The sequence below is a fragment of the Parasphingorhabdus sp. genome (assembly GCF_036963805.1).
Lineage (GTDB): Bacteria > Pseudomonadota > Alphaproteobacteria > Sphingomonadales > Sphingomonadaceae > Parasphingorhabdus.
Genome location: NZ_JBALUN010000002.1, coordinates 182,602 through 200,588, shown reverse-complemented (window position 1 = coordinate 200,588; position 17,987 = coordinate 182,602). Strand labels below are relative to the sequence as shown.

The following is a 17,987-nucleotide window of genomic DNA, read 5'->3' as shown; positions in this document are numbered from 1 at the left end:
CCCTTCAATAACCATCAGGATGACCGTTCCAATAGCAGGACCAACAGCTTGGACGGGAAGATGGAAGCAGTGCGTAGCGCCGATAAAATTGAAATATCGCCGCTTGGTAACAGAAAACACGAGCGGGCCGTTGTTGAGGGCGAAATATTGGTCCGGCAATCTAATTCCCAGCTTTTTCCGGCAGCATTATCGGACCTGTCCGTCTCCGGATTTAAGATGAAAAGCTATACCCATCTCGATGAACAGAAACCCGTCTATATCCGGCTACCGGGAATTCAAACGCTCACTGCAACAATCAAATGGACCGGTTTTCAGGAATATGGCTGCGCCTTTTCCCAAGATCTACATCCGGCTGTGTTGACGCATCTCCTCGCGAAATTACGCGAACATGGTTGAATAAGTGGCGGATCAATCCGCCGAAACAGCCTTATTCCGCTTCGCCGCTATTTTCATATTTTAATTCCAGATACCGGCCGCGGATCGAAAGATTATCGATATCGCCCTTGGCAATTTGCCGTGTAACTCCTGAAATTTCTTTTTCAATTAACGACAAGCCGCGGATTAACTGTTCATCCGGCGACTTGCCCGTATCATTGGTTTTTCCGCGCATCGGCACGGGAATGGCACGGTAGCCGGAAATGAGTTCCGGCAGATGTTCACCCATTAGCTTGCGAACCTCATAGGCCGCTGGCTCTGCTTCATTCAGCTTTTGCAATTGCGGGGACAGCATATCAAGCTGCACGCCGATATCGTTGATAATCTTGATCGCTGGCGGGGGCAGCGCCGGACGCTGTGCCTCCAGCCATATCTCCGTCTTGCCCGCCAAGGTTTTCAGGTCGGATTGCACAAGTGTTTCCGGTGTCGGGATTTTCATTTGGGGGAATTTCATCGCCGCCCAGATACCGCCCGCAATCAGGCCCGCCGAAATCATCACGCCCCAAAAACCAATGCCGTTTAATATGCCCCCGAGAATACCCGCGCCCACCAGCACGCCGAGCGTAACCACCACGGCCCGTCCTAGCTTTTTACGAAAATAACCACGCTTCAGGCCCTTGGACCGCTCACCGATGGATTCTGCAAATTTATAGCTACGAAGATAGTTCGCGGCATTGTCATAAACCTGCTGATTGCTTTCGCTCATGCGTGTTATTCCTCAAGCGCGCTTAGCGGGTTTTCCGATGGTGCTTCCAGCGCGGCTTTATCCTGCCCTTCGGCCCTTGCGATATAGCCTTTTGATTTTTCAATCTCGCCGGACAGGCTGTTGACGGTGGTTTTCATATTTTCCAGCGCCTTGACCTTGAACGTGTCGATATTGTCCATCGTGTCATAGATATTCTGGAACGCCCGTTGCAGCGTTTCGAGCGGGATAGTCGCTGATGCGGCTTGCTCGTGAATCGCAGCGGTCTGGTTTTTCAGCATGTCGCCGGTGCTGTCGATAATCCCTGCTGTGGTAGTATTCAGCGCAGTGACCTGATCGAGCACGAGCTTTTGGTTGGTAAGTGCCTGTGCCACAGTGACGCCGGTGCGCAGCGCACTGACCGTTGTTGTGCTGGCACGGTCCACGCCTTTGACCAGCTCCACATTATTTTTCTTCACCAGATCGAGCGCGAGATAGCCTTGTACGGTCACCGCCATTTGGGTGAGCAAATCCTGTGTCCGCTGGCGCACATAGAAAAGCGCGCTTTCCCTTATCGCCTTGGCCTTGGCTGGGTCAGTCGCATCCAGTTCCGCCGCTTTATCTTCCAGCCGCTGGTCCATGACCTTGGAGACATGGATCATCTGTTCCAGCCGGCCCATGGCGGCCCACAGGTTTTTACGCTCCACATCAATGGCCGCATTGTCCATCAAAAGTTCGTCTTTACCGCCCTGCAAGCGCGTCAATATGGACGAGATATGCCCCTGCGCGCTTTTATAGCCGTCGAAATAGTTGCGGAGTTTCGAACCGAAGGGAATAATCCCGAATAGCTTGCGCGGGGCCAGCAGATTGCCGCGTTTGCCGGGATCAAGATCTTCTACGGTCCGGCGCAGTTCAGAAAGATCGGCTCCGATGCCCGATTCTTCATCCATCGACCGGATCGGGCGATCGAGAAAGCGGTTAGACTGTCCTGCCGCGTCCGCAATTTCCTTGCGACCCATATTGGTAATCTGATCAACTTTTTTGCCAAATTCCGGGCTATTTTCGTCCTGCGCCACCAGATCGTCGATAAAGCTATCGACTTTCTCTTCGAGCTTTGACTTAATCTCATCGCCCACCGGTACAAGCCCGGCCGCCTTTGTTGGAGACACAGCCACAACCGGTTCCGGCGGGGTCAGCGTCAATTCTTCGGTTGCGGTAATCGTTTCGGTCGCCATTGGCTCAGTCTCCATATCGCTGTCAGTGGTACAGCCTTCTGCTAATAAATGGATGCAAATGCAGCACTTTTCAAGCGTTTCCGCAGCTGTATTATAAAAATAATACAGCTATTGCAAATATGGGTATAACGCGCACTGTATTTTAATAGGCTCTCTACTCTTTCAACGCGGTTTCAACACTGGGCGTTATGCGTTCCACAATCACATCAATCCCCTTGGCATTGGGATGAATACCGTCCGGTAAGATCAGCTCGGACCGCCCGACAACCCCGTCCATGAAGAAAGGATAGAGACCAATATCATATTTTTTGGCGAGCGCCGGATAGATGACATTAAACTGCCCTCCGAATTCCTTGCCTAAATTAGGCGGAGCCAACATGCCGGTCAACATTACCGCTATGTCACGGTCTGCCAGTTTTTTGACCATAGCCTCCATGTTGGCCTGTGTTTCCGATGGCTTTAACCCACGGAGCAGATCATTGCCGCCCAGCCCCAATATGACCAGATCGGGCTTTCTCGGCAAGCTATCGAGCACAAAGTCCATCCGCCGGAGACCGGCCGCCGTTGTATCGCCAGAAACACCGGCGTTGTGAACTTTTACATCCTGTCCGGCATCATTTAACGCTTTTTGTAAATCCGGTACGAAGCCATCACTCGGTGCCAAACCATAGCCTGCATATAAGCTATCGCCAAACGCGAGGATGAGTGTTTTGGCTTCTGCAGCCGGTTGAACGGCGTTCTCTTGGGCTGCTCCTTCCTGCGGGACGGCGGCGCTATTTTGCTCTGCGGCCGGACCACATGCGATCACAAGTTGAAGAATTGCAATACAAAACCCATATGACAATAACCTGCCCAACATTGGATATACCTTCCCATCATGTCTCAAAAATCCGCCGCAGCCGCTGATGCTGCACAACCTAATTCCCATATTGCCATTGATGCACAAAATGTCACCCTGTCTTTAGGGGAAGGCGATGCGCGGGTTGATATTCTGGGCGGAATTAACCTGTCGATCAAGACCGGCACCACAGTTGCCCTGCTCGGCCCGTCCGGTTCGGGAAAATCCTCGCTCATGGCGATATTATCCGGCCTTGAGCGGGCGAGCGGTGGAACAGTGAATATTGCGGGTGCTGATTTTGGAACGATGAACGAGGACCAGCTTGCCATTGCGCGACGCGGACGGGTTGGAATTGTTCTGCAAGCCTTTCACTTGCTGCCGACAATGACCGCGCTGGAAAATGTCGCTGTGCCCTTGGAACTGAATGGTCAGCCTGATCCCTTTGCCATAGCGGCGAGCGAACTAGAAGCGGTCGGCCTTGGCGACCGGCTCGGCCATTATCCCACCCAGTTATCGGGCGGTGAGCAACAGCGTGTGGCCATTGCCCGCGCCATGGCTTCGCGCCCTTCTATTATCTTTGCTGATGAACCGACCGGCAATCTGGACGGGACAACAGGCGAGAAAATTATCGAACTATTATTTGATCGTCAGAAAGCCAGCAAAGCTACTTTATTGATGATCACCCATGACCCCGATCTCGCAAAACGCTGTGACCGGATTATCGAATTGCGGGACGGCATGATTGAGAAAGACAGCGCTGCGTGAGTGCTAATCTATCCAAAGCATGGACCATCGCGCGACGTGATTTGCGGGGCCGGTTTGTTGGCCTGCGCCTTTTAATAATCTGCCTATTTCTGGGCGTTGCAACATTGGCAGCCATAGGTAGCCTAACCAGTGCGATCACGGATGAGCTGGCCAATCGCGGACAGTCTATATTAGGCGGCGATCTCGAAATTTCTGTAGCACAGCGCGAAATTTCATCCGCCGAGCGCGCAACGCTCACCGCAGCGGGCACGGTTTCCGAAACCCTGCGCATGCAGGCTATGGCGCGGGTACCGGATGGCAGCGATACGCAATTAGTGGAATTAAAAGGCGTGGATGCTCCTTATCCGCTTTATGGTGATTTCACTTTGGCAGACGGCACAATCGCACCGCCGCTTAGTGATAAGCAAATTTATGTCACCCCTGCCCTGATCCAGCGCATGTCGCTAAAAACCGGTGACACGCTGCTATTTGGGGAAGCAGCCTTCACTATCGCAGGCATAATCGGTGACGAACCGGACCGGCTGAGCGAAGGCCTGTCCCTCGGGCCAGTAGCGATTACATCTATAGGCGGATTACGTTCGACCAATTTGGTCCAGCCGGGCAGCCTGTTCGAAAGCAAATATCGCCTGAAACTTCCGGCCAGTATCGACCCTGCCGAATTGGGTGACAGACTGGAAGCGCAATATAAAAATGCGGCATGGGAAGTAAAAACCCGTGACAATGGCGCGCCTAGTACCCGGCGTTTCATCGTTCGCATGGGGCAGTTTCTAACGCTTGTTGGCCTTACGTCGCTCGTCATCGCGGGCATTGGCGTTGGCAACGGGGTGGCGTCCTATTTACGTGGAAAACAAGGCGCGATTGCGACGCTCAAAATATTGGGCGCGGATAGCGGGATGATTTTTAGCATCTATATGCTCCAGATATTGGCCGTCTCTTTGGTCGCTATATTTGCTGGCCTCATTGTCGGGGCCATTGCACCGCTTGTGATCATAGAGGTGGCGGGCGATATCTTACCGATTAAGCCGGAATTTGCCCTATATCCGTTGCCACTGATTGTCAGCGCTGCTTATGGTTTGCTCATCGCCTTGATCTTTGCCCTGCCTCCATTGTCGCGGGCCAAGCTGATTCCGGCGGCGGGATTATTTCGCGGTGACAGCCGGTCATGGCGTCTGATCGACCGACCGACATGGATTGCCGTCGGGTTCTCTATCGCCGCCATTGTGGCTCTGGCAGTTGGTAGCACCGACGAACCGGCTTTTTCCATGTGGTTCATCGTCGCGGCGCTGGGTATATTATTATTGCTCAGCCTGCTGGGCATAGCAATACGCTGGCTCGCCAGCAAAGCGCCGCGTCCCAAACAGCCCTTATTCCGGCTGGCGTTGACCAACCTACATCGCCCCGGCGCACAGACCGGGCAGTTAGTAGTGGCATTGGGGCTAGGCCTGACTTTATTTGCCACGCTGGCCGCGATCCAGACCAGTTTGACGAATGAAATCCGGTTGAGCATTCCCCAAGAAGCGCCCAATTTCTTTGTCCTCGATATACCCGTAGAGCGCGCCGAGGAATTTAAAGCCACCGTCCAAGCCACCGCCAGCGATGCCGAAATAAACATCGTACCAACGCTGCGCGGGATCATCACCGAATATGGCGGGCAGATTGTTTCCGAGCTGGAAGAAATTCCCGAAGGTGCGTGGGTATTACGCGGAGATCGCGGGCTTACTTATAGTGCCGACATACCGGAAGGCAGTGAAATAGAATCAGGCAAGTGGTGGCCGGCGGATTATAATGGCCCACCACTCATATCGGTCGATTCAGAACAGGCCGCAGCATTGGGCCTGAAAGTCGGAGACAGCCTGACCGTCAGCCTATTAGGTGTGGAAATCAAATCGACTGTTGCATCGCTTCGGACCGTCAACTGGCGGAATTTCGGCTTTAACTATGTGCTGGTTTTCCCGCCTAATGTGCTGGCCGGAACGCCGCATAATGTTGCGGCGACCATACAAATGGATTCAGCCGGAGAAGACGGATTGCTCGGCAGTCTACCACGGAACTTCCCTTCCATCTCGATGATAAAGGTCAAAGAAATCGCATCTCAAATCGGTACGATATTGGACCAGATGGCAACCGCCATCGGTGCTGCCGCCTCGATTGCGATATTCTCCGGCATTGCTGTCTTGATCGGGGCCATTGCCGCTTCCCGCCAATCACGAGTTTATGACAGCGTGATATTAAAGCTATTGGGCGCAACGCGGTTCCAGATATTGTCGGCACAGGCCATTGAATATGCAGCCCTCGCCCTTTTACTCTCCGCCGTAGCATTGGGCCTTGGCCTACTGGGCGGATGGTTTGTCATTACTCAGATTTTTGAATTTACCTGGCAACCCGATTGGGGCGTGGTTTTGATGACGCTGGGGCTTGGGGCCGTCGTGACACTAGGTATCGGTCTATTAGGATCGATCCCCGTCCTGTCCGCTAAACCTGCGCAGGCGCTTAGGGAGCTATAGCGTCATCCTTGCCGAGGTGTAGCGCCACCGGGGCCGAAATAATCAACTGTGTCAGGTGATAAATAAGCAGCGGCAGCAATATCAGACCCGCTCTATCTGGCGGAAATAATATGGCCGCCAAAGGCGCGCCAATGGCAATGCTTTTTTGCGCGCCAGAGAATAGCAGCGTCTTACGGTCGCCCCGCACCAGTTGCAGCCATCCCCCCAGCATCCATGCTCCGCCAAAACCAATAGCCAATAATACGGCCAGCGCGGCTGCCATCACGGCAAATTGTCCCGCTTCGATTTGAAACCATGTCCCAGCGATAATGGCACCGGAAAAAGAAATATAAACCACCATCGCGATCACGATCTTGTCCATCCAGCCGATCAGGCCATTGTTTTTCATCACCCACGGGCGCGTCCAACGCTGAATCAACTGGCCCATAACAAAGGGTAGCAATAATATTGCCAATATCCGCACGAACGCATCTGTGGTGATCGACACACCCGCCGCGCTGGCCAGCAACGCGAACATCAAGGGGGCAATGAACACGCCCGACAGATTTAGAAATGCCGATGCTACGACAGACCCAGCAACATTGCCGCGTGCGATTGCGCAATAGGATGTCGCCGATTGCACTGTCGATGGCAGTACGCCCAGAAACAGAAAGCCAAGCGCAAGATCATGTGGCAGGAAATTATCCGTCACTTTGGACAGCGCCAGCCCGGCAATCAACATTACACCAAATACAAAAGCAAAAATCGCGCCTTGTAGGCGGATATTTTTGAATCCGGCGACAACCTCGGCGCGCTCCAGCCTGATACCGTGCAGTAGAAAGATCAGAAAAATACCGGCGGAGGAAACAATACTGCCAATACCGCTTAAGTTTGTGCTGAGCGGCAATGACAACGCGATAATAACAGCTACAGACAAAAGCCATATGAAACGATCAGACGCAATCTGTCGTAAAACTTGAAAAAATGATGTCATCGCGGTGCCCTAGCCGATTTGGCGGTAATTACTAATAGCAGAATTGATGTTTTATCACCCCGTAAGCGACATTTATAAAGCCGCGAGAAAACCCTGCTAACCCTTCCCTAACGACCTGATCAATTGAAGGATTTTCGGTACAAACCAATTTCAGATCAACGCCAACCGTAAAAAGACGCATTTTCTAATGTTGCGGCGCAGCAGTAAACAGGTTAAGGGCGCACGCATTATAAGGTCCGGCACAAGTGCCCCCCTTTCCTCTCTATACGGCAGAATCTAATATGTCTCTTCGCAATATTGCAATAATCGCGCACGTTGATCACGGTAAAACAACCCTTGTGGACCAGCTTTTCCGCCAGTCCGGTACATTCCGAGACAATGAACGAGTCGAAGAACGCGCGATGGACAGCAATGATCTGGAAAAAGAACGCGGCATTACGATTCTCGCAAAATGTACCAGTGTCGAATGGAAAGGCACACGGATCAATATTGTCGATACACCGGGCCACGCCGACTTTGGCGGCGAAGTAGAACGCATCCTGTCCATGGTCGACGGCGTTATCTTGCTAGTCGACAGCGCTGAAGGCGCTATGCCACAGACGAAATTCGTCACCGGCAAGGCGCTTGCTCTCGGCTTGAAGCCAATTGTTGTTGTGAACAAGATTGACCGTCCTGATGGCCGCGCGGAAGAAGTCCTCGACGAAGTGTTCGACCTCTTCGTCAATCTCGACGCCAATGACGAGCAACTTGATTTCCCGACACTCTATGCGAGTGGTCGTAATGGCTATGCCGGCGAGACACCAGATGTACGCGAAGGCGATCTATCTGCTTTGTTCGACAAAATTATTGAACATGTGCCAGAGCCTGACGTTGATCCGGATGCTGAATTTAAATTTCTTGTCACGCTGCTTGACCGCGACAATTTCGTTGGCCGTATTTTGACCGGCAAGGTTGAAAGCGGAAAAATCGATATCAACATGCCGATCCACGCGATTGATATGGATGGTAAGGTTGTTGAAACTGGCCGTGCGACAAAGATCATGGCGTTTAACGGTCTTGAACGCGTTCCCGTTGAAAGTGCCAAGGCGGGTGATATTATCTCCCTTGCAGGCCTGACAAAGGCAACCGTTTCCAACACCATATGTGATGTTTCTGTTTCAGAACCTATTGCTGCACAACCTATTGATCCACCAACCTTGTCCATGCGCTTTGCCGTCAATGACAGCCCCGTTGCTGGCCGTGAAGGCGACAAGGTTACCAGCCGTGTGATCCGCGACCGACTTGCACGCGAAGCAGAATCGAATGTTGCGATCAAAGTGACCGAAAGCGAAGATAAAGACAGCTTTGAAGTCGCTGGCCGCGGCGAATTGCAATTGGGCGTCCTCATCGAAACGATGCGCCGCGAAGGTTTCGAACTCGGCATTTCCCGCCCGCGCGTTTTATACCGCGAAGAAAATGGCAAGCGCCAGGAACCTTATGAAACGGTCGTCATCGACGTGGATGATGAATATGCCAGCACGGTTGTTTCCAAAATGCAGCGCCGCAAAGCAGAATTGACAGAACAGCGCCCTTCTGGTGCAGGCAAGACCCGTCTGACCTTCTCTGCACCTTCACGCGGATTAATCGGCTATCATGGCGAGTTTCTATCTGACACGCGCGGTACCGGCCTGATGAACCGCCTGTTCGAGAAATATGGCGAATATAAAGGCGTTATCGAAGGCCGTCCGGTTGGCGTGCTGGTGTCCAATGGAACCGGCAACACCGCAGCTTATGCTCTGAATATGCTCGAAGAACGCGGCGTACTGTTTATCGGCGCGCAGACACCGGTTTACGAGGGCATGATCATTGGTGAAAATGCCAAGCCAGGCGATCTCGACGTCAATCCGATGAAGTCAAAGGCTCTGACCAACTTCCGGGTTTCGGGCAAGGAAGATGCCATCCGCCTGACCACACCGAAGGTTATGACGCTGGAACAGGCCATTGCCTATATCGACAATGATGAACTGGTCGAAGTCACACCGAAGAACATCCGCCTGCGCAAACGCTATCTCGATCCCAATGATCGCAAGAAAGCGTCACGTCAGGCATCGGCGGCATAAAAAAAGGCGGCTGTTAAGGCCGCCTTTTTTATTGTTTGGACGCTACAGCTGGAAACGCAGCGCGAGCGTAGCCGACCCTGCCCCGCTTACCTAGCATATGATCCAGCCCTCGGTTAAACCTGATATGAGGCGAGCATTGTGCGGATTGCCGTCACGATTTCCGTCGATTTGCTATAAAGCATTGTGCCGGCAACAGCTTGAAATAGGCGCTTGATTTTCATTTTGAGCGGCTTAGGCTCTGGAAACTAATAGCATAGAGGGGAAGACCGATGGAATGGATGTTAATGCCGCTAAAACGTTATGCGGATTTTAGCGGGCGATCGCGCCGCAAAGAATATTGGATGTTCGTGCTTTTCAATATTATTGTGATGTTTGGCTTAGCCATTATCGGCGGTGTTCTAGGCGGTTTTACGCCCGATGAAGCCGGTGCAGCGTCCCTTGGCGGCGGTTTAATGTTCGGATTGCTTGGTATCTATTCCTTGGCGATCCTCGTCCCCGCTCTAGCCGTGCAAGTAAGGCGCTTTCATGATCAAGACAAATCCGGCTGGTTCGTTCTGCTAAGCTTCGTTCCTTATATTGGCGGGCTAATCGTTCTCGTGTTCATGTGCCTAGATGGCAACAAGGGCGAAAATCGCTTTGGACCCGATCCGAAAATGAGCGACAATGTTGGTGATGTCTTCAACTGAATGCAACCGCATATCCAATATAGCAAATGGTAGAACTTGATTTTCGATAGGGTTGTGGCAAAGCGCCGCAACCCTTTTTTGGAAAGAATGATATTATGACCGACACCCCGATTGAACCGGAAAAAGAAGCCCCGGCAGAATCCAAATCCGGCACGGACACGCCGCCTGATCATCTCGCGATTCATCCGCGCAGCAAATATTATGGCGGAGAACTGTTGGAACGCGGCATCGGCATTAACTTTCGCGGGGAACGTAAGCATAATATCGAAGAATATTGCATTTCAGAAGGTTGGGTCAAAGTGCAGGTTGGTAAAACCATGGACCGCAAGGGCAACCCGTTGCTGATCAAGCTTAATGGGGATGTCGAAGCCTGGTTTGAAGACCTTGGTGATGATGCACCAACGATCAAAAAAGACGCTTAGATAAGAAAAGCGCATAGGGACATACGGTAGCATATGACACCTCGGCACATCCAATATTTCATTATACTGGTGTATTTCACGTTGGGTGAAGGAAAATGAAAGCGTCTAAACTAGCTGAAAAACATGAGACCGGAGACAATGATTAATGGCATTAATATTACTTGATAAAGCCGAAGGCGTTGCGACCATTACGCTGAACCGGCCAGAGGCAATGAATGCCTTGTCTCATGGTTTGCGCTCCGAATTATATGATGCTTGTAAGGATGTTGAGGCCGATAGCGATATCCGTGCCTTGATCGTTACCGGAGCAGGTGACCGCGCCTTTACCGCTGGCCTTGATCTCAAGGAATTAGGGTCATCAGGCCTTGGCGCCGCGACTGAGCAAAATCCGGCAAGTAATCCGTGCAACGCACTAGAGAGCTTAAAAATTCCAGTTATCGGCGCGATTAATGGCGTGGCCATAACCGGCGGTTTTGAATTGGCCTTGGCCTGCGATGTACGTATCGCGTCTAGCAATGCGCGCTTTGCCGATACACATGCCCGTGTCGGTATCATTCCGGGATGGGGCCTGTCGCAGAAACTCTCCCGTTACATCGGATTGTCCCGCGCCTGCGAATTGAGCTTTACCGGCCAGTTTCTCGATGCCGATACCGCTTGCACTTGGGGGCTAGTCAATCATGTCTATGCTCCCGATGCATTATTGCCCGCAGCAAAGGCACTCGCGGCGGATATGGCGACAATTGATCCTGAATTTCTTTCCACTTATAAGAAGCTTATTCGCGATGGCTATGATCGTAACTTCAAAGATGCGCTGGCTTTGGAACAGCAAATTACCACCTCTTATAATGACGGTGTGAGTGCCGAAGAAGTTGAGCAGCGGCGGCTTGCCGTTATCGAACGGGGGCGCAGCTTGAAAGGCTAGTCCCTGTCCCCTGCCTCAACGCACGATAAAGTCCATTATCTGTGCGCGTACCAGCTTCGCTTCTCTGATCGGTAACAGCATCCATACATGCTGCATCTGTTCACCAAAAGTGAAAGCAATATCAACGCCCGCTATTTCGGCCTTTTCTTTCAACCGCAGGGCATCTGAATATAACAGGTCGTTGCAGCCCGAAAATACCGCAATAGGCGGCAGGTTTTCGATTGAAGAGAATAGAGGGCTGGCAGGGAAGGCCGCCGGGTCACGCCCCTCACCAGCCCAGAATTGGCCTGCCGTCCGGGCGCCTTGCACAGATAATAGGACATCATGCTTTTCAAGCTCCTCCTGCAACGGATCACTGGCCGTCGCATCCAGCCAAGGGGAGAGCAGGATGATTTTTCCGGGCAGCGGCTTGCCTTGATCGCGCAGCATCTGCGCGAGCCCAAGGCTATATCCACCACCAGCGCTATCGCCCATTACCGTGATATTTTCGGCGCCATATTTGGCGGCCGCCCGTTCATAGGCTTCCATCACTATCGGGTAGCTTTGGGACCAGTCATGCTCTGGTGCCAGCGGATAAAGCGGGACAGTGGCGCTACCGCCCGTTGCCTTAATCAATTTCTTGATCATCGCCCAATGTACAACCACCATATTAAAAGCATAGCCGCCGCCGTGCAGATAAAAAATATGGTGCTTGCTGGGCGTCTGCTTCGGCGTAATCTCATAGACCTTGTGGCCATTGATCCGGCCTTCGCTGATCACGCTATGCTTTTTAAACCATCGGCCCGGAACAGCAGGTCCATTTCTCCGGTCCCGCGCAATCAAGCGCATCCCGCTATCATAATCTGCCAGACGTTCCCGGACCTTCAGGAACCGCAGCACAAAATTGATAAATCGCGCCCGCTTACTAATCCGCAAAGACATTTCCCCTTATTCTCGTTATTCGCCCCTATGCGGCCACTTTCCGCACAAAAACCATTCCTGCCGAATATCCTGCGCCAAAGGAACAGATAAGTCCAATATCGCCGCCTGACAGGTCCTCGCTATGTTTGTGGAATGCAATAATCGAACCCGCCGATGACGTATTGGCATAGGTATCGAGCACGGTCGGACTTGTGTCCTCATTCGCCTGATAGAGCCGAAGCCTTCTGATGCCGGTGCTTTCGATACCCAGTTTTTCGGACTACTCGACAATCATTTTCCCGTCCATGGGTACAACCTTTGCGTGACCTATACTGTCACCGGGAGTGAACAGCCCAGTAGCCAAAATTATCGAGACATGGCCATGTTTCATCGAAATTAATCTCCTAAACTCGCGGCGAATAGGCGTTTTGTAAACACGGCCATAAAAGTCCGCTTCGGAACTGGCAAGTGATCCACTGCCGGATTGCCAATCGCGGACAGCTTGCTATTTGTCAGGCATGACCGAGACAGATCACATTAGATTGCATGAAAGCTGGAAAGCGCCACTCGCCCCCGAATTTTCCAGTGATTATATGGCGAACCTGCGGGCTTTTCTGATCAAAGAGAAACAAGCAGGCAACGAGATTTACCCTGAAAGTCACGAATATTTTCGCGCCCTTGACCTGACCCCGCTGGATAAGGTCCGCGTCGTAATTTTGGGGCAAGACCCTTATCATGGGCCGGGGCAAGCACATGGGCTGTGTTTCAGCGTGCGGCTCGGCGTTCGTCCCCCACCCTCGCTGGTTAATATCTATAAAGAATTGGAAAGCGATATCGGTCTGCCGCGCCCTGCGCATGGCTTTCTCGAACCTTGGACGAAACAGGGCATATTGCTGCTGAATAGCGTGCTGACAGTTCGCAAAGCCGAAGCGGCCTCCCATCGCGGAAAAGGGTGGGAACAGTTTACGGACGCGGTCATTCGCCTGATCGCCGCTAAGGAGGAACCCGTCGTCTTTCTTCTGTGGGGCGCTTATGCGCAAAAAAAAGCGGGCTTTGTGCAGAGCGTAGAGCAAGGTGGCAGACATCTCGTGTTGAAAGCGCCGCATCCCTCTCCCCTGTCCGCCTATAACGGCTTTTTCGGCTGTGAGCATTTCAGCAAAACCAATGCGTTTTTGAGGGAACAAGGCCTGACGGCGATTGACTGGTCATTACCCCCTGCTTGACTTATGATCTGCATGGGAGCGAAAAAAGCGGTCGTTGAAGACGCCTAACCCGCATTTTCTATTCCGCCACTCCAGATTCCAATATCACGCGCCACTTATTCTAGGTATTTCCTTCATCAGCCAATGCCCCGATCAATGATAGTATCTAATATTACATATCAGAACCCATGTAGGACAGACAAAAAAGGGCGGAAGCGCCGTAGCACTCCCGCCCTTTTAAAATTCTAGCCGGTTGGCTTAAGCTTGCTGAAGATTTACAGCTGCTTTTTTGCCATTGTTGCCGGTTTCAACGTCGTAGCTCAAACGCTGTTCTTTTTCGAGAGTCTGCATGCCAGCAGCCTGTACGGCCGTGATGTGCACGAAGCTGTCGTCGCCGCCATCTTCAGGAGCGATAAAGCCATAGCCTTTGTCTGCGTTGAAAAATTTTACTGTGCCTGTAGGCATATTCTTATTCCTATTCATAACTTAATTATGTCTGATCTCGCGAATGTGCGAGGCCAGACGGGGTCGCCAACGTCGAGAAAAAGGAAAAAAGAGTATGGGGCTTTTTGAAGAGCCGCTAAACAAGAATTTCGTCGTACGCGATTATTAGCTGAGGCCGCCATAGCAGTCTATTAGCCATATAGCAAACTGCTTGGCAGAACAGATCGGGCGACTTGTGCCATAAGAGCGCTAAAAGCTGATTAATACCTAGATTTACGCGGGTTGCATTGGCAACCAACCATCCCCTCCTTACCTGCTCTTTCCTTCAATTCCTATACCGTGTATTGATTTCCGCTATGAAACAGACTGCTAGAATCACCGCCAGAAAAATTGCTCCGTTTTCTATTCCCATCCTCGCCATGGCGCTAACTTCTTGCGAGCCGGGGCCTGCGCCCACTGCTCCCGATCCTTCACCGCAGGACGTATTTTTCGAACGCCTGTCTTTGCTCTGCGGCAAGGCCTATTCCGGGCAGCTTGTTTCCGACCAAAAAGCCGATGTGGAAATGACCGGCAAACCGATGATCATGCATGTCGCCCATTGTGACCATAGTCAGATACAGATTCCCTTCCATATCGGTGGCACGGACAACACGTGGGACCGCTCGCGTACATGGACCATTAGCCGCGCCGATGACGGATTGCGATTAAAACATCGCCATCGTCATGAAGACGGGACGTTGGATGCGGTCACCAATTATGGCGGCGATACCGCCAATGAGGGAACGAACGAGCGCCAGGAATTTCCTGTCGATCCGGAATCCATCGGCTTTTTCAAAACAGCGGGTCTCGACCAATCCGCAACCAATATCTGGGCCTTAGAAATAAGCCCTCCCGGCGGCAAGCAAGCCCGCTTTGCCTATGAGCTGCGCCGTCCCGGCACAGCCGATGGGCGATTTTTCCGCGTGGAGTTTGATCTTTCCAAAACAGTAGATGCCCCGCCACCGCCTTGGGGCGATTAAACCCAATCACCCCTTGACGGGCACACTTGTCCTTGCGAACAGTCCGGCCATGTTTCCAGAGCTCTTCGTCAGCACCGTCATGGTCCTCCTAACCGTCCTGATCCACGGTACCGGCATTTTCACGCTGGGCCGGTTGCTGCAGATCGAAGCGCGGGAAGAAGCGCAGGATCATATCCATCCGATGTCCCTGCGCGGGATTGCCGTGACCTTGGGCCTCGTTTTGGGGTTATTCATTTTGCATGGCATTGAAATATGGATCTATGCCTTTGTCTTTCTGTTGCTCGAAGCTTTGCCTACCCTGCCCGATGCGATTTATTTTTCGACCATCACCTATGCGACCACCGGCTATGATGACGATGGCTTTGCCGAAACATGGCGTATGGTGGCGGCGATTGAGGGCGTGAATGGTGTCATACTTCTGGGTTGGTCGACCGCTTTCTTTGTCACTGTGGTTGCCCGAATGGGTCGCCGCCGATGAACCCATCTCCCCAAGACTCCCTCATGCGCCGGCTATTCCGCTTGCTCCTTGCCATCGCCTATTTCATCGCGGGCATTGCCCATATCAAAAGCCCCGGCGGGTTCCTCGCCATCACGCCGAACTGGGTGCCGTTTCCCGAACAGGTGATCTTCCTAACCGGTGTGGCAGAAATTGCCGGTGCGATCGGCCTGCTGATCCCGCCCAAGCTGGTCCCGCATATCCGCTATGCCGCCGGCATTGGACTGGCGCTTTATGCGCTTTGCGTATTTCCGGCCAATATCAACCATGCCATCCATAATATCGCGATCGGAGGCCAGACTGCGAGCTGGGCCTATCACGGTCCGCGCCTGTTGTTTCAGCCGGTGTTTATCTGGTGGGCGCTGATCGCTGGCGGGGTTATCAACTGGCCGTTTCGCCGCCGAACATAGCCCTTTTGAACTTTGTCTTCCGAATATGCTATACTCTGTTGAGGAGGGCAGTTTTGGAAGGAAAAATATATGGAACGCCACGGAGATGAAGTCTCGGTCACAGAAGAAGAAGCCGGCAGCAAGGCCAGCCCGCAAGGGGTACGCTGGGTCTTGGCGGTTTCCTTGGTTGCCGCGTTAATTGCCATGACGATCGTCTGGATCATCCCTGCCCTGAGCTGAGGGCGAACAAGAAACGGTATCGGTCCGGCACAACACCGGACCGATACCGGTTTATCTTTATCGCGCGCTCTCTTGCCCGCGCACCAATATACCGAGCACGACCGCGACCAGCAACAAGGCCGGTACATCGCCCAGCATATGCCCCATATGTTCCGGATTTTCCAGCGATTGGACCGCCATGATCGCGGCATGGACCACACTCGACCAGATGGTGAACCAGATAAGCGAGAGATTCGCCGCCGGATTTTTCGCCGCGCGGATCAGGAATATGCCCAAAGTCGCATAAACCCCAACGATCATCATATAATATTGCGAAGCCACCGGTGCGCCTTCATGCCATTTCCAGCCGGACGGCCAGACTAGAGCCAGCGGATAAATCAGACAAAAAATTACGCCGAACAGCACCAAAGCTGCCTTTAAATAGTTAAAGCGTCCTGTCATATATGCCTCCCTCAAGGCGACCCGGGAGGGAATTTACTCCTAATCCCGACCGAAAGCAAATCGGCGGGCGGCGACAGAGGACGGCTGGCGAGATCGTCATTTTCTTGCTTGACCTTCCGGGACATGCGTTCATAATTGCCGCCAAACCAACAAATCAAGATGGAAGAGGCGGAATAGATGATTGGCATGGACAGCGCGGGCGAGGAAGATTGCCCCTTCGCCTTCAACTTTGACGAAAAGACATTCAAGGTCGGCGACTCCGTTTCCTACCGCGTGACCAATATGGATGACTTTCCTTTTGTCGGTACATTGCTCGAAGTGCATGAAGATTATGTCATCATCAGTGCCGATGAAAATGATCCCACCAGCCGGATGAAAGGCACAAGAGAAAGCCGCCCGATCGTGGATGAAAGCGAGATTTAGCGGCCGCAACGGGCGTCTTGGGGCTCCATGAAATTCACACCGAACGGCCATTTTATTTCCCGTGACCTCCCTGCCCCGCGTCCGCATCATCCTTCTGCGGGGTGACGCTTTTGAGCTGCGCCAAAGCCGATAAAAGCGCGCTATTCCGAGAGTTTCCGGCTATCCTAACAACAAGCCCGGCACGCAGCGCGGGGCGGTAGCGGCCCGACCTTATGCGCTGGAACAGCCATTCGAGTGTGACCTTTGCGCTACCGCCAATGCCAGCCCTGATATTGGACATCGCCGGCACGCCCGATGATGCAGGAGAACCGGCGGTTCCGGCTAGCAACGTGGCGCCGATAAGGGGCGCAGGGTTTGGGACATGGGGGATCATCGCGGCGATTAAGCCATATTTGGGGTGATGTAGGAAAGGTTTTTTTAGGTGGAGCTGTTTCACAAGATCATCATGTGAGCAATCTCTAGAAAATCATGCGGGCACAGCATAAGCGAACGCATCAACCTGTACGTTCGATATACACCACAAACTTCCTATCGCACCCAAGCCCTGATAACAGCGATTAATGCGACAATTGTTGTTACTTTCAACATCAAGCGCAGCGATTCATTCGCGGGAACGAATATAATCATCAATATCGCAACTATAATCCAAATTGGTCCAAATAGCCTTATATTTCGATCCATAATATTCGTGCTTTCACTTGATTATTATGCTTAAATATCATTTAATTGAAAATAGCGAGCGATTTTATAGGCACTCATCATTTACTAAAGAGATAATTGATGCGCCGCACTCTCCCGACGGTTGGGAAGGATAATTCCAGCCATCTGCCAAGCCAATTCCCAAGCGAGTTTTTAAAATCGCTCATAACTCT

The 17,987-nt window shown here is 52.3% G+C and carries 21 protein-coding genes and 1 pseudogene; 13 read left to right on the top strand and 9 right to left on the bottom strand.

Annotated features, from left to right (window positions below):
• Positions 1-48 precede the first annotated feature (48 nt).
• On the top strand, positions 49-396 hold the full coding sequence (locus V7676_RS07730; RefSeq protein WP_335659113.1) for a PilZ domain-containing protein: 348 nt from the start codon (positions 49-51) through the stop codon (positions 394-396).
• A gap of 31 nt (positions 397-427) precedes the next feature.
• On the opposite strand, the gene V7676_RS07725 is transcribed toward V7676_RS07730, so the two are convergent.
• From V7676_RS07725 to V7676_RS07715, 3 genes are all read right to left on the bottom strand, one after another.
• Complete coding sequence (locus V7676_RS07725; RefSeq protein WP_335659112.1) at positions 428-1,141, bottom strand: hypothetical protein; 714 nt, start codon at positions 1,139-1,141, stop codon at positions 428-430.
• 5 nt (positions 1,142-1,146) lie between these two features.
• Positions 1,147-2,352 (bottom strand): toxic anion resistance protein, encoded by a 1,206-nt coding sequence (locus tag V7676_RS07720; RefSeq protein WP_335659111.1) that lies wholly within the window; start codon positions 2,350-2,352, stop codon positions 1,147-1,149.
• Between the two features lie 154 nt (positions 2,353-2,506).
• Positions 2,507-3,211, bottom strand: coding sequence for an arylesterase (locus V7676_RS07715; protein WP_335659110.1), 705 nt, complete (start codon positions 3,209-3,211; stop codon positions 2,507-2,509).
• 18 nt (positions 3,212-3,229) lie between these two features.
• Between V7676_RS07715 and V7676_RS07710 the strand changes: the two genes are divergently transcribed.
• Both V7676_RS07710 and V7676_RS07705 read left to right on the top strand, forming a co-directional pair.
• The gene (locus tag V7676_RS07710; RefSeq protein ID WP_335659109.1) at positions 3,230-3,955 is read left to right on the top strand and encodes an ABC transporter ATP-binding protein; all 726 of its coding nucleotides are present in this window, start codon (positions 3,230-3,232) and stop codon (positions 3,953-3,955) included.
• Entirely contained in the window at positions 3,952-6,459 is a 2,508-nt protein-coding gene (locus V7676_RS07705; protein WP_335659108.1) for an ABC transporter permease, read from the top strand. Before V7676_RS07710 ends, V7676_RS07705 begins: the two co-directional genes overlap by 4 nt.
• Here the strand turns inward: V7676_RS07705 and V7676_RS07700 are convergent.
• Positions 6,446-7,432 carry a bile acid:sodium symporter family protein gene (locus tag V7676_RS07700; protein ID WP_335659107.1) on the bottom strand — a complete coding sequence of 329 codons (987 nt, stop codon included), beginning with the start codon at positions 7,430-7,432 and terminating at the stop codon, positions 6,446-6,448. The genes V7676_RS07705 and V7676_RS07700 overlap by 14 nt on opposite strands.
• Positions 7,433-7,713: 281 nt before the next feature.
• On the opposite strand from V7676_RS07700, the gene typA reads away from it, so the two are divergent.
• The 4 genes from typA to V7676_RS07680 all read left to right on the top strand — a co-directional run bounded on the left by typA (position 7,714) and on the right by V7676_RS07680 (position 11,561).
• The gene (gene typA / locus V7676_RS07695) at positions 7,714-9,531 is read left to right on the top strand and encodes a translational GTPase TypA (RefSeq protein WP_335659106.1); all 1,818 of its coding nucleotides are present in this window, start codon (positions 7,714-7,716) and stop codon (positions 9,529-9,531) included.
• Positions 9,532-9,800: 269 nt separating this feature from the next.
• On the top strand, positions 9,801-10,217 hold the full coding sequence (locus V7676_RS07690; RefSeq protein WP_335659105.1) for a DUF805 domain-containing protein: 417 nt from the start codon (positions 9,801-9,803) through the stop codon (positions 10,215-10,217).
• A 95-nt stretch (positions 10,218-10,312) separates the two neighbouring features.
• The gene (locus V7676_RS07685) at positions 10,313-10,639 is read left to right on the top strand and encodes a DUF3297 family protein (protein WP_335659104.1); all 327 of its coding nucleotides are present in this window, start codon (positions 10,313-10,315) and stop codon (positions 10,637-10,639) included.
• Between the two features lie 145 nt (positions 10,640-10,784).
• Positions 10,785-11,561 (top strand): enoyl-CoA hydratase, encoded by a 777-nt coding sequence (locus V7676_RS07680; RefSeq protein WP_335659103.1) that lies wholly within the window; start codon positions 10,785-10,787, stop codon positions 11,559-11,561.
• 15 nt (positions 11,562-11,576) lie between these two features.
• Here V7676_RS07680 and V7676_RS07675 read toward each other — a convergent pair whose 3' ends face one another.
• Positions 11,577-12,482, bottom strand: a complete 906-nt coding sequence (locus tag V7676_RS07675) for an alpha/beta hydrolase (RefSeq protein ID WP_335659102.1) — start codon at positions 12,480-12,482, stop codon at positions 11,577-11,579.
• A gap of 25 nt (positions 12,483-12,507) precedes the next feature.
• Positions 12,508-12,780: pseudogene (locus V7676_RS07670) on the bottom strand (3-oxoacyl-[acyl-carrier-protein] synthase III C-terminal domain-containing protein); the annotation flags it as partial.
• Positions 12,781-12,979: 199 nt separating this feature from the next.
• Here V7676_RS07670 and ung point away from each other — a divergent pair.
• On the top strand, positions 12,980-13,684 hold the full coding sequence (gene ung, locus V7676_RS07665; RefSeq protein WP_335659101.1) for a uracil-DNA glycosylase: 705 nt from the start codon (positions 12,980-12,982) through the stop codon (positions 13,682-13,684).
• A gap of 237 nt (positions 13,685-13,921) precedes the next feature.
• Here the strand turns inward: ung and V7676_RS07660 are convergent, their stop codons facing one another.
• Positions 13,922-14,128: a cold-shock protein gene (locus V7676_RS07660; RefSeq protein ID WP_168818520.1), complete on the bottom strand. Its 207-nt coding sequence runs from the start codon at positions 14,126-14,128 to the stop codon at positions 13,922-13,924.
• Between the two features lie 335 nt (positions 14,129-14,463).
• Between V7676_RS07660 and V7676_RS07655 the strand changes: the two genes are divergently transcribed.
• From V7676_RS07655 to V7676_RS07640, 4 genes are all read left to right on the top strand, one after another.
• Positions 14,464-15,126 (top strand): hypothetical protein, encoded by a 663-nt coding sequence (locus V7676_RS07655; protein WP_335659100.1) that lies wholly within the window; start codon positions 14,464-14,466, stop codon positions 15,124-15,126.
• 49 nt (positions 15,127-15,175) lie between these two features.
• Positions 15,176-15,604, top strand: a complete 429-nt coding sequence (locus tag V7676_RS07650; protein ID WP_335659099.1) for an ion channel — start codon at positions 15,176-15,178, stop codon at positions 15,602-15,604.
• A complete protein-coding gene (locus V7676_RS07645; protein WP_335659098.1) occupies positions 15,601-16,032 on the top strand; it encodes a DoxX family protein in 432 nt (143 codons plus the stop codon). Before V7676_RS07650 ends, V7676_RS07645 begins: the two co-directional genes overlap by 4 nt.
• Before the next feature lie 69 nt (positions 16,033-16,101).
• Positions 16,102-16,251, top strand: a complete 150-nt coding sequence (locus tag V7676_RS07640; RefSeq protein WP_335659097.1) for a hypothetical protein — start codon at positions 16,102-16,104, stop codon at positions 16,249-16,251.
• A gap of 57 nt (positions 16,252-16,308) precedes the next feature.
• On the opposite strand, the gene V7676_RS07635 is transcribed toward V7676_RS07640, so the two are convergent.
• Positions 16,309-16,692, bottom strand: a complete 384-nt coding sequence (locus tag V7676_RS07635) for a DUF6632 domain-containing protein (RefSeq protein ID WP_335659096.1) — start codon at positions 16,690-16,692, stop codon at positions 16,309-16,311.
• A 177-nt stretch (positions 16,693-16,869) separates the two neighbouring features.
• Here V7676_RS07635 and V7676_RS07630 point away from each other — a divergent pair, with 177 nt between their 5' ends.
• A complete protein-coding gene (locus tag V7676_RS07630) occupies positions 16,870-17,115 on the top strand; it encodes a hypothetical protein (RefSeq protein ID WP_335659095.1) in 246 nt (81 codons plus the stop codon).
• 52 nt (positions 17,116-17,167) lie between these two features.
• Here the strand turns inward: V7676_RS07630 and V7676_RS07625 are convergent, their stop codons facing one another.
• The gene (locus tag V7676_RS07625) at positions 17,168-17,551 is read right to left on the bottom strand and encodes a hypothetical protein (RefSeq protein ID WP_335659094.1); all 384 of its coding nucleotides are present in this window, start codon (positions 17,549-17,551) and stop codon (positions 17,168-17,170) included.
• Positions 17,552-17,987 lie beyond the last annotated feature (436 nt).